Consider the following 12,267-nt stretch of genomic DNA (forward strand, 5'->3'; position numbering starts at 1 on the left):
ATATATGGTTTAACAAAAATGTAATTGAATGAAAAGAATTAGTAATTTGATGTGTGGATTATGCTTGTTATTTGCAGCATGCCAATCAGAGGATGTATTTATTGACAGTCCGGTGGCTTCGGGAGAAGGGAATGTCAATTTTATGGTTTCTGTTCCTGAAGTATTAGAGACAACACGGGCCACATTGGGTAAAAGCAGTAATAGCGCTCGCGGAGGAATTACCAATGTAGATTTTACGAAGTATGATTTACGTTACCAGTTGGCCGTTTATAGAGTAGATGGGGAAGGTGAGTCCGTTACTTATACACAAGTAATCTCTCCACAAAGAAAAATTGTCGATAATTATCAGTCGGTGAATTATTCATTACGTCTGACGCCTAACCGTACTTATAGGTTTGTTGTTTGGGCAGATTTTGTAATGCAAGGTACAGATACAGATTTGCATTATGATACGGGCAGTTTTGAAAATATTACTTGTAAAGATGAGGTTGATGAGCAGCTGAATGATGAAAGCCGTGATGCGTATTTTATTACAGAAGAGGTGGCTGTGGGTGCAGATGGCATAATGAAGGATTTCGTATTGAAACGCCCATTTGCCAAAATACGTATTGTTACTACAGACTGGAATATCGGCAAGTTAGAGATGCCGGACAACTTTAGAATATCATATTATGGCTGTAAGCGTTTTTCAAGTATTAATGTTTTGACAGGTATATCTGAAAGTGAAGATTTAGGAGAGAATGGAAGTACATTGGTTTATTCCGGTTCTATTGATAAAGAAGAAAAAGAGTATGCTGATAATTATGATCAAGGTGAACATAATCGGACATTGGTGGTAGACTATCTAATGGCCGATTTAAATGAGCAAACCCCTATTCATTTTACTTTTGAGGCTTTGGATGGTGCAGTTCCGATCAGTTCTCATAATTTAAACACCGATATACCTATTCAGCGTAATTGGTTGACTACTGTAATAGGAAATATATTGACAACGGATGCTCAGTTTACAATCTCTATTGATGAAAATTTTGAAAATGATTGGATTGAAGGTGAGGAGTGGTGGAATACGGAAATTCTTACTCCAAAGGAACCTCGTTATGATGAGGCTACGAAAACTTACCGTATTTATACAAAAGATGAGTTTGCATGGTTACCTGACCATATACTCGATATGGTTACTGAAGTGAATGATGCAGGGAATCGGGTATCGAAAGGTGTTACGATTCTTTTGGAAAATGATATAGATATGAGTGGGATAGAATGGAAACCTATATATACTTCTGGAGAGCCTACTTATACGGTAGATGGACAGGGGCACGTATTGAGAAATTTTTCAATGAATGGAAAATTTGGAGCAGTATATGAATATTCTGCATTAGGAGGGTTGATTAAGTTAAAGTATAATGCGTATACAGGAGTGTGGGGCAAGTTTGAAGGAGTCATGAAGAATTTGATATTTGAGAATATAACCATTAATGGCCTTGCTAATGATGAGGTGCACACTGATGTCGAGGGCAATCCGATAGATCATAGTAAAGAATATGCTTATTTTGCAGGTTGCATAGGGTATACAGGTGCGAATTATAGTACTACTGCTCAGTTTGAGAATGTACATGCCAAACATATTCATGTTAAAGCTTCTACAGGATTGACCACTCAGAATATTGGTGGTTTGATTGGCTGGATTGGTGTAGGCGGAGGCGCAACGTGGATGGATAATTGTTCTGTAAATGATGTGCATTTGACCGGTTATCAGGCTGGGGGATTAGTCGGCCAGATTGTAGGCGGCCGTGGCATTGCCATTAAAAATTGCCTTGCGGAGAATGTATATATCCGTATGAGAAGTAGGTCAGGAATATCTGGATTTGTCGGGCAATATAATGATGGAGCAGGCTCGAGAATAGAGAATTGCGTTTATCCGACCTACGTCGAATATTTGGATGATAAAGAGGGGGCTATTGTGGAATATGTTCCCGAGAATAATTTTTTTGGAAGATGTACCAAAAATAAAGATAAAATTGTTATAATATCGTCAGAAGTTCCAGAACCGTAATTGTAAAATCTGTCCGAATTTATTGTCATTGATAAAATTCGGACAGATTTTTATTACATGCATATAGAATATGTCTATTTTTGTTTAAAGGAAAGGTATTGTAGATGTAAGAAGATTCCTGATTTTATATTTTTTGTTCGATATACTCGATAATAGCTTTTTCCTCTTCAGGATGAAACCATCGGATGGTATCGTCTTTTTTGAACCATGTGATTTGTTTTTTTGCATACACTCTGGTGTTTCGTTTTATTTTTTCTGTTGCTTGTTCGAGAGACCATTCCCCGGAAAGGTATTTGAACATTTCTTTATACCCTACGGTATTGAGGGAATTATAGTCTTTGTAAGCATACACTCGGCGGGCTTCTTCTATAAGGCCTTTGGCAACCATTTCATCTACACGAGTATTTATACGCGAAAACAGTTCTTTGCGTTCTCGGATTAGTCCTATTTTTATGATATTAAAATTTCTTTCTTTTGTCTGGTTGGTGCGTAATTCCGAATATGGCCGCCCTGTCATATAGCAGATTTCTAAAGCGTGAATGACCCTTTTGGGATTTTTCAAATCGACTTGTTCGTAATATATGGGATCAAGCTTTTTTAGTTCACGGCATATGCAATCTAAACCTTCGGAGTTGTATTTTTCTACGGTGTAATGTCGGATTTCGTCCGATATCGTTGGGATTTCATCTATTCCTTTACATACAGCGTCAATATACATCATAGACCCTCCACTCATGAGGATTACATTATGGGAAAGGAAAAGTTTATCCAGTAATTTTATAACATCTTCTTCATAGCGGGCAGCACTATAATATTCATGTAAGTCTAATGTACCTACAAAATAGTGTTGTATACGTCCCATTTGTTCTTGTGTGGGTGCAGCTGTCCCGATTGTCAGTTCGCGATATAACTGACGGCTGTCTGATGAGAGAATAGGACTATGATAGTATTCGGCTAAACGGAGCGAAAGCTCTGTTTTACCGACTCCGGTAGGACCTAAAAGTACAACCAGTGTTTTGGACATGTAGTATAAAGAGATGACTTGATTTATAATAGAAGGTACCTCAATTTATTTCGATGACCTTAGATTCTAATATATGTACCTTCGGATAATTAAAAAAGATGTGTCGAAATTATTTCCTGTTTATCTAACTAAAGTATTTTGTATCATGTAAAATATGTTTTCACGATACAGAAGATTTTGATAGATTTTTAGAATAAAAATAATTTTGACACATCTTTAGTGGAATATAGGAAATTCTTATTTTTCGGCTGTCAATTTGGCAATTTGTACAACTACCTCTTTGGCTTTTTCCATTGATTGGATGGGGACAAATTCATATCGGCCATGGAAATTTAATCCTCCTGCAAAAATGTTAGGGCAGGGCAGACCTTTGAAAGAAAGTTGTGCACCGTCTGTGCCTCCGCGTACTGGCTTTACAATAGGGGTGACACCTACATCTTCCATCGCTTTAAAGGCTAAATCGACGATGTACATGACAGGCTCTACTTTCTCGCGCATATTATAGTATTGGTCTTTTATTTCGAGACTGGCACAATCAGGAAATTCTTTGTTTATTTTTCGTGTCAGATGCTCGAATTCCTTTTTACGACGTTCAAATCGGTCGCGGTCATGGTCTCGTATGATGTAAGTGAGCACCGTTTTTTCCACAGTCCCTTCAAATGAGATCAGATGATAAAATCCTTCGTAGCCTTCGGTATGTTCAGGTGTTTCCCATCGAGGTAACATAATTGCGTACTGGGTGGCAACCCGTATAGAGTTGATCATTTTATGTTTGGCATATCCGGGATGTACATTTCTTCCTTTAAATGTGATACTTGCAACAGCGGCATTGAAATTCTCATACTCTAATTCTCCGATTTCGCCACCGTCGAGAGTATAAGCCCACTGAGCTCCAAATTTTTTTACGTCGAATTTGTGGGCTCCTTGACCGATTTCTTCATCAGGAGTGAACGCAACGCGTATTTTCCCGTGTTTGATTTCCGGGTGTTGTATCAGGTATTCCATTGCAGAAATGATTTCAGCTATGCCGGCTTTATCATCAGCACCCAATAGAGTTTTTCCATTTGTGACAATCAGGTCTTGACCGATATAATGCAATACTTCGGGAAAGTCTTCTGTCCTTAGTACAATGTTTTCCTCTTTACATAAAGTGATATCTTTGCCGTCATAATTCTTTAGAATGCGAGGAGTAACATGCCGACCTGACATGTCAGGACTGGTGTCAAGATGAGCGATGAAACCTATGACCGGAACTTCTTTATCTGTGTTCGAAGGCAGGGTTGCCATCAGGTATCCATTTTCGTCAAGCGAAACTTCGGTCATACCTATTGCTTTTAATTCTTTTTCCAGTTCACGAGCAAAAATCATTTGTCCAGGAGTACTGGGAGTCATATTAGTAAGTTCATCCGATTGGGTATCGAAGCTAACGTAATGGAGAAAACGATCGGTTAAATTCATATATGTGTTTTTATAAATTACAATTTCAAGGTTCGTAAATTTTGACAGACAAAGATAGAGATTTTTGTGTACATTTGCACAGCGTTTTATAAATATCTATTTTCGATTATGGTAAAAAAAAGGCGAAATAGGAAACCAAAAAGCCCGTCGTCGATGAAATATCTTACTATCGTAGCATGGGTCATATTTGTGCTTATATTACTATATTGTTTTAGAGAACCTATAAAATCTTTTTTTTCAGTTTCTAAGGGTGTGGGGGGGAAATATAATATTGAATCTGCCGATTTAGAGATACCTGGACCATTGAAAAACAGGCAAGAACAGCACATACGCCATACGGGCTATACAGTCTCATATAATGAACAGTGGAAAATACCTAATTGGGTGGCATATGAATTGACACGAGATGAGCTGGGAGGTGATGTGAAGCGAACGAATAAGTTTATGGTTGACCCTATGACAGGAGGGGTGAGTGCTACGAATCCTGATTATTTGCATTCTGGATTTGATAAGGGACATATGGCTCCGGCAGGAGATATGAAATGGAGTAAGAAAGCAATGAAAGAATCGTTTTACTTTTCGAATATGTGTCCACAACGACCGGGATTGAATAGGGGAGCGTGGAAAGTGCTTGAGGAAAAAGTCAGGGATTGGGCAGTTCAAGACAGTGCTATATATATCGTGTGTGGCCCGTTGGTTAAGGCATCAGATTCGACCATAGGTAAGAATAAAGTAAAGGTGCCACACGGTTTTTTTAAAGTTGTTTTGTCTCCTTATACCAGTACTCCTAAAGGTATTGCATTTATATTTGAAAATAAAAATGAGGATAAAAAACTAACTTCTTACGTTGTTTCAATTGATAGTGTGGAATCTCTTACAGGAATGGATTTTTTCCCAACTTTGCCGGATGAATTGGAAGATAACATTGAGTCGACGGTACAAATATCGGATTGGAATTTTAAGTGAATATTAGTATATGATGATAACGAATGATACGATATGTGCAGTATCCACAGCTCCCGGAGTTGGCGGAATTGCCGTGATACGAGTGAGTGGGAAAGAGGCGATACCCATAACAAATGGCATTTTTGTAGGGATAAAAAAGAATATGTCTCTTTTTTCACAGAAAGCTTATACCTTGGCTTATGGAAGTATATTGGATGAAGAGAATCGACTTATAGATGAGGTTATAGTCGCTCTTTTCCGTGCACCGCATTCCTTTACCGGAGAAGATGTTGTTGAGATATCGTGTCATGGTTCTTTATATATACAACAACAAATTATTGCTTTGCTTATTCGTAAAGGATGCCGGTCTGCTCTTCCGGGAGAATTTACACAACGGGCGTTTGCAAATGGGAAAATGGATCTTTCGCAGGCGGAGGCTGTTGCTGATTTGATAGCTTCAACATCGGCTGCGACCCATCGTCTGGCTATGAACCAGATGCGAGGAGGATTCAGCCGTGAATTGACCCTTTTGAGAACCCGATTGCTCAATTTTGTATCTCTCGTGGAGCTTGAGCTTGATTTTAGTGAGGAAGAGGTAGAATTTGCCAATCGGGAGCAGTTGAAAGATTTGTCGACACAGATAGAGCAGGAGATACGCCGTTTGTCTGAGTCATTTAGAGTAGGAAATGCCATAAAAAATGGAATCCCTACAGCAATAATAGGTGAAACCAATGCAGGAAAATCGACCTTGCTTAACCGTTTTTTGCATGAAGACCGGGCATTAGTGTCTGATATTCATGGAACTACCCGGGATGTTATAGAAGATACGATAAATCTTCAGGGCATCACTTTCCGGTTTATCGATACCGCAGGAATCCGGGATACCCAGGACAAGATAGAAAGTATGGGTATAGAGCGTACATTCAGGAAACTTGAACAGGCATCTATTGTGTTATGGGTGATAGATGTAACACAGGAGATAGGAAAAATCAAAAGATTAAGTGAGCGTATATTACCATTGTGTGAAAAGAAAAAGCTGGTTTTAGTCTTTAACAAAATCGATAATATGAGCGGTTTTGTAGAAGAAGAAAAAGAACGGTTTGCTCTGACTCTGCCTGGGGTGGAATATATTTTTATTTCAGCAAAAGAAAACAAATGTATTGTCCAGCTTGAAGAACTGTTGGTACGTGCTGCTCAATTACCGGAAACCGGGGAGAATGATATAATTGTCACCAATGCGCGTCATTATGAAGCGCTTACTCGTGCCCTTTCTGCGATAGAAAGAGTGCGGCATGGTCTTGATACTGATATTTCCGGGGATTTTCTTTCGCAGGACATACGTGAATGTATGCACTATCTGGGCGAAATTACCGGACAAATTTCTACAGATGACATTCTCGGTAATATTTTTAGTAAATTTTGCATCGGTAAGTAGGTAGTGATTACCAGCGATTAGCATATATCATCAATGATTATTAAGGCGTTCATTTTGAGCGCCTTTCTTTTTAGCCTTATAAGCGATGGTTATCGTTTATAGGGCTTTTTCAGCTCATTTTTGTACCGTATTTGTTACTCGCTTGTTACTCTCCGATTTTAGGTCGGAAAGGTCGTGGAGAAAGTTGACTGTGGTTGACTATGATTGACGATAGTTGAACAAAATGGAGAAATAACAAGAGAAATAAACCTCTAAAAAGTAACGAATATGGCAACAAGTAAAATGAAAATCAAAAAGGTATGCGAGTGGTGTGGCACAACATTTTATGCCCAAAAGCTAACAACACGCTTCTGTTCTCATCGGTGCAATAATCTTGCATACAAAGAAACGGTACGGCAGAAGAGAATACAAGAAGTAGAAACCAAAGTCCAAACGATCATCAGTGAACAACCCATATCCGATTTCAAGGATAAAGAATATCTATCGTTCAAAGAAGCTGCGACTTTATTAGGGCTGAGTAAACAAGCCGTATATAAAATGGTATATGCCGGAAAGCTGCAAGCATTCCGCATCAGTAGCAGGTTGTCTTTTATCCGTAAAAAAGATATTGACCGGATGGTAGAAGCTCGTCCTTATGAACAACGACATCCGAAGGACACTATTCCTATCACCGATTTCTACACCACAGCCGAAGTCAAAGAGAAATATCATGTAAATGAATCATGGATATTTGCGGTAGCCAAGAAGAACAACATTCCTCGCACTTTCAATCGTGGCAAGACCTACTGGAGCAAGAAGCACATGGACACTTACTTTGCCAAGAAAGCCCCGAGTCCAGACATCAATGAATGGTATAGTACACAAGAAATGCAGGAAAAATTCGGCATGACCTTATCCGCTATCTACACTTTCGTTTCTAAGAATGCCATTCCAAAGAAGAAAGAAGGTATCATGGTGTATTATTCCAAGAAACATGTCGATATAGCCAAAGGAGTGGAAGTACCCGAAGAACCTCAGTATTATACGGTAGCCGAAGCTATGGAGAAGTTCAATCTTACCCGTGACCAACTCTATCATTATGCGAAATATCATAATATCCCAAAGGTCAAGAAGGGCAAATACACGCTTATCTCCAAACCTGAATTGGATAAGCTACTTGCAGCCCCAAAAATTGAATAAGTTATTTATCGATGAATGTTCTCACCATTGAATCACCTTATTCCTTTGCACCAAACAAATGTAAAACTCTAAATATTAAACAGTATGACACACACGTGTACAAAAGTAACAGTTCGTCAGAGAGCGATTCGGAATAATCGCATCTCCTTGTATCTGGATTATTATCCGGCAGTTCGTAACCCCGAAACCATGCAGATGAGCCGTCGGGAATATCTCGGCATCTACATCTATGCCCATCCTAAAAATGAAATGGAACGGGAATTCAACAACGATATGCTAAACAAGGCAGAGGCTATCCGTTGTATCAGAGTGCAATCGCTCATCAATGAAGAGTTCGGTTTCTTAGACAAGACCAAACAGAAAGCCGACTTTCTCGCCTACTTCAAAAAGATGTGCCGAAGCAAAGACCAGAAATGGATGTTTGTCTATCAGCATTTCTACAACTTCGTCAAAGGGCAATGTACCTTCGGCGAAGTGAATGTGGATTTATGTAAGAAGTTCCGTGAGTACCTGTTGAATGCCAAGCAGCTCAAACACAGCAATCGTCCCATATCTCTCAATTCGGCATCCGGCTACTACTCTACTTTCAGAGGATTGTTGAAGATTGCTTACCGAGACAAATGGCTTCGAGAAAACATCAATGACTATCTTGACAAGATTGAACCACAAGATGTGAAGAAAGAATACCTGACACTGGACGAAGTGAAACAACTTGCCGCCACTCCTTGCGACATCCCCGTTCTGAAAGCCGCCTCATTGTTTGCTTGTCTGACAGGTTTACGCATCAGCGATATTCTCAATCTTCAATGGGAAGATTTTGCCATTGCTCCCGACCAAGGCTATTGCTTGCGTATCAGAACTCAGAAAACCCAAACGGAAGCGACACTCCCCATCAGCTACGAAGCCTATGAACTATGCGGTATGCCCGACACAGGTAAGGTATTCAAAGGGTTGAAACGAAGTATGATTAATTATCCGCTGAAGAACTGGCTCAAAAAGGCAGGAATAACGAAGCCGATAACCTTCCACGGATTTCGTCACTCCTACGCAGTTATCCAAATCTCTTTAGGCACAGATATTTACACTGTCTCAAAGATGCTAACCCACAAGAACGTTTCCACTACTCAAATCTACGCAGATTTGGTCAATGTAAAGAAACGAGAGACAGCCAATAAGATTTCACTGAAATAAATTACAGCTATGAAACGAGGAATCATAACAAACAACGGACATGGTATCCATATTTCTGATGGAGAAGTATGGATGACCGTTTGGGAGATTGCCGACTTATTCTATACAACAGTTGGATCAATCAATTCCCGTTTAAAAGCAATATTGAAAGCCAATGTCTTAAAGAAGTATGACATCTGCCAATGTATAAAGTTGGAAAATAGGAATAGTGCCGATGTATATAATCTCAACATGATTATAGCTCTATCCTATCAAATAGACACTGGACATTCTGCAGCATTCAGGAGATGGTTAATAAACAAAGTTACTCATAATCAAGATTACAACATCCTGTTATATCTCAACAAAGGTACAAACCATACATTGTATTGCTAATAAACTATACCTCTATACCCTATTGATTATCTGCATTGTTTATCCCAAATGATGCAGATAATTTTTATTTTTGAGATACACAAGTTTGTTGCACCAACTATTTTCATCTAAAAACAAGAAATTTGCAATACGCTTATTATTAAGCATGTAACATGATGAAAAGTGATGAAATATATCGTCAAAAGCCCATTGACAAGCAAAACTATGGATTTTCTCAAAAATTAATCCTATATATTTGCACACAAACGATTAATACAACTCACTATGGAGCAGAAAAAGATAGAACAGATAACATTGCATCTGATTGTTTTTGGTACAATCATTATCATTAGTGTTTTAGCCCGTCAGACCGTACTTCACTATGGTTGGGACGAGTTCAGCAGCTACCTTATTCTTATAGTATGCTCTATTGTCATAGGAGCTATCTACCTCAATCTACAAATGGCATTCAGACAACTCCTTTCCCCAACAATAGAAAGATGCATTTTGAGATTTGAGGGCTACCGTAATAAGGCTGTGGTGGTAGAAGCTCTAGTGAAACATTCGAAACTTGCCGAAAGTACCATTATTTCAAAATCCATCATTTCTGAACCTGAAATTGAAATTAAATCTGACACAACAGAAGAAGTTTCTACCCCTTCGTGTTCTGAACTCAATGAAGATGTGACAGAACTTCCAAAGGAAGAAGCCACACCTTCTACCATCAATAATATACCCATCGCAGAATCCAATCAGCCATCAGAATACGAGATATTCCGTGCCAACGCTATGGCTGAGAAGGAACGAGCATCGCAAGAAAAATTAGATAAGGTTCTCGCATATACGAAACAAAACTTGGTTCTCTACCTTAGCGAAACTGACCTCAATCGTCTATGTGGATATATTACAGAATATTACTTATCAGATACTATGCCCAAAGTCGAGCAAATAAAGGTTGATGCCCAATTAAAAACCATTGACATCATGCACTTTGGTTGGAATATAGGTAAGGCATTTGGCAAGCCACGTTTGCAGACAGCCACATTTATCAAAAGGGTATTTGCTCATACCCTCCGTGATTCAGAAATATCTACCATTGAGCGTAAGATGTCGCATACGGAATCCGTATGCAAGATTAAATTAGATAGGAGAATTGCATAAAATCACCACATATAATGACAACATAAATAGTCAAAGCGAACTTGATTTTTCAATTATTGACAAATACGCTTTTATTCCTTGTAGCTTATTCTTTATAAATTCGTGCGTTGAGAGCTGCTTGGATAGTATTGCTATCTTTTTTTTATAACCCAAAGGAGCAAGAAGTCGGTTATTTTGGCATATTACACCTGTTATAATAGGATTTTTAGTTTGATAATGTGTCTTTTTGTGACTGATTCTGAATCCTGACTTTTTAATGATTGCAAGGAACTGAGGTACTAGATTTTTAAAATCAACTTTAGATGACAAAGTTATATCATCAACAAACATTGAAAATTTAATATGATGCTCCTTTGCTAACTGGTCAATTTCCGTACCTATGGGTTTAAATACCAAATTAGCAATTAAAGTTGAGGTTGGAACACCTTGCGGAACTTGATATTTATGAGTAGTTAGTTTAGTTAATATTCTTGCTATAGCAGGCGTACAACCCTCTCGAAGAAACATTTGAAAAACTTGCTTATGAGAAATAGATGGAAAAAATGACTTCAAGTCTGTCGTAAATATATATTTATTTCCTTGATGAAGACGAGCATTACGCACATTATTTTTCCCCCGAATACCACCATAAACATATTGAGGAATTTTAACTTGCTTTGACATAAAATCGTAAAGGCGCGTTTGAACCTCTTTTAGTTTTCCTCTAGACGAGTTTATTTGTCTAGTGGCAATTTCTCCATTACTATTCTTCTTTGGTTTGTCAGTAAACTTATTAAATTTTACTCTTTCAAAAGAATAATAGTAATCTTCTATGTGTGCCAATAAGTAATCCAACTGTCCCTTATTAACACCCAGTATATATAGTAAATATTTTTCGTTTGTTATCATCAAAAAAAGAAATTAGAGAGCTGATTATAACAATTCAAAAAAAGATTTGCACCATTCAATCAAAGGCTTCATTACATTCGATAATTGAATCAATGCCTTTATAAATTCAGCAATGGCTTTAATCCATTTTGCCAATTTTTTTATCTTCTTCTCCTGTGTTACAATCATTGGAGAACAATGGAGGGAAATTTTGTAAGCCTTCTTCCCTCTCTTTGAAGGCTTCTTCTTTTTTTAGCCATAAGCATTTAATTTTAGTTCGGGCAATATTGCCACGTGCCTAAAATCAATATGACCTAACTAAAATATGCTTAGACATTGTCTTCCATTGTACTCTCTATTTTCACGTGCCTAAAAAATGGACACAAATTAATGAAGTAGATACGAATCTTCCATGTATCGACAATCGGAAATAATGAACGAACTATATGAGATGTTCTTGTCTCCATTCTGCCATACTTCAAAACTATATCCGCCCCATTTTACCAATGACTTGGTGCGATTGCTCGCTTTAGGTTTTAGCATAATCTAGTCTCCAAAGCCTTCCTCAGTCTATCAAAGAACTAATACATTGTAAACATA

11 protein-coding genes are annotated in these 12,267 nt (G+C 38.2%); 7 read left to right on the top strand and 4 right to left on the bottom strand.

Going from position 1 to position 12,267, the window contains the following annotated elements; translation table 11 throughout:
* Window positions 1–28 precede the first annotated feature (28 nt).
* On the top strand, window positions 29–2,053 hold the full coding sequence (locus BN2628_RS01410) for a DUF6562 domain-containing protein (protein WP_074023896.1): 2,025 nt from the start codon (window positions 29–31) through the stop codon (window positions 2,051–2,053).
* Between the two features lie 124 nt (window positions 2,054–2,177).
* Here BN2628_RS01410 and miaA read toward each other — a convergent pair whose 3' ends face one another.
* Together miaA and pepT are read right to left on the bottom strand one after the other, a co-directional pair.
* Entirely contained in the window at window positions 2,178–3,077 is a 900-nt protein-coding gene (gene miaA, locus BN2628_RS01415; protein ID WP_055095713.1) for a tRNA (adenosine(37)-N6)-dimethylallyltransferase MiaA, read from the bottom strand.
* Window positions 3,078–3,314: 237 nt separating this feature from the next.
* Window positions 3,315–4,535, bottom strand: coding sequence for a peptidase T (pepT, locus tag BN2628_RS01420; protein ID WP_021929447.1), 1,221 nt, complete (start codon window positions 4,533–4,535; stop codon window positions 3,315–3,317).
* 153 nt (window positions 4,536–4,688) lie between these two features.
* Between pepT and BN2628_RS01425 the strand changes: the two genes are divergently transcribed.
* The 6 genes from BN2628_RS01425 (at window position 4,689) to BN2628_RS01450 (ending at window position 10,800) form a co-directional block, all read left to right on the top strand.
* Entirely contained in the window at window positions 4,689–5,501 is an 813-nt protein-coding gene (locus tag BN2628_RS01425) for a DNA/RNA non-specific endonuclease (protein ID WP_257606337.1), read from the top strand.
* 13 nt (window positions 5,502–5,514) lie between these two features.
* Window positions 5,515–6,915: a tRNA uridine-5-carboxymethylaminomethyl(34) synthesis GTPase MnmE gene (gene mnmE / locus BN2628_RS01430; protein ID WP_055095893.1), complete on the top strand. Its 1,401-nt coding sequence runs from the start codon at window positions 5,515–5,517 to the stop codon at window positions 6,913–6,915.
* A gap of 267 nt (window positions 6,916–7,182) precedes the next feature.
* Window positions 7,183–8,094, top strand: coding sequence for a helix-turn-helix domain-containing protein (locus tag BN2628_RS01435; protein WP_005859021.1), 912 nt, complete (start codon window positions 7,183–7,185; stop codon window positions 8,092–8,094).
* 84 nt (window positions 8,095–8,178) lie between these two features.
* Window positions 8,179–9,285, top strand: coding sequence for a site-specific integrase (locus BN2628_RS01440; RefSeq protein WP_005859027.1), 1,107 nt, complete (start codon window positions 8,179–8,181; stop codon window positions 9,283–9,285).
* Window positions 9,286–9,294: 9 nt separating this feature from the next.
* Entirely contained in the window at window positions 9,295–9,660 is a 366-nt protein-coding gene (locus tag BN2628_RS01445; protein ID WP_005859029.1) for a virulence RhuM family protein, read from the top strand.
* 264 nt (window positions 9,661–9,924) lie between these two features.
* The gene (locus tag BN2628_RS01450; RefSeq protein WP_005859030.1) at window positions 9,925–10,800 is read left to right on the top strand and encodes a hypothetical protein; all 876 of its coding nucleotides are present in this window, start codon (window positions 9,925–9,927) and stop codon (window positions 10,798–10,800) included.
* A gap of 30 nt (window positions 10,801–10,830) precedes the next feature.
* On the opposite strand, the gene BN2628_RS01455 is transcribed toward BN2628_RS01450, so the two are convergent.
* Together BN2628_RS01455 and BN2628_RS17120 are read right to left on the bottom strand one after the other, a co-directional pair.
* Complete coding sequence (locus BN2628_RS01455; protein WP_005859032.1) at window positions 10,831–11,688, bottom strand: reverse transcriptase family protein; 858 nt, start codon at window positions 11,686–11,688, stop codon at window positions 10,831–10,833.
* A gap of 366 nt (window positions 11,689–12,054) precedes the next feature.
* Complete coding sequence (locus tag BN2628_RS17120; RefSeq protein WP_154668359.1) at window positions 12,055–12,210, bottom strand: hypothetical protein; 156 nt, start codon at window positions 12,208–12,210, stop codon at window positions 12,055–12,057.
* Between the last annotated feature and the right edge of the window lie 57 nt (window positions 12,211–12,267).

It is taken from the genome of Gabonia massiliensis (genome assembly GCF_001403595.1).
In the GTDB taxonomy this organism is placed as follows: domain Bacteria; phylum Bacteroidota; class Bacteroidia; order Bacteroidales; family Coprobacteraceae; genus Coprobacter; species Coprobacter secundus.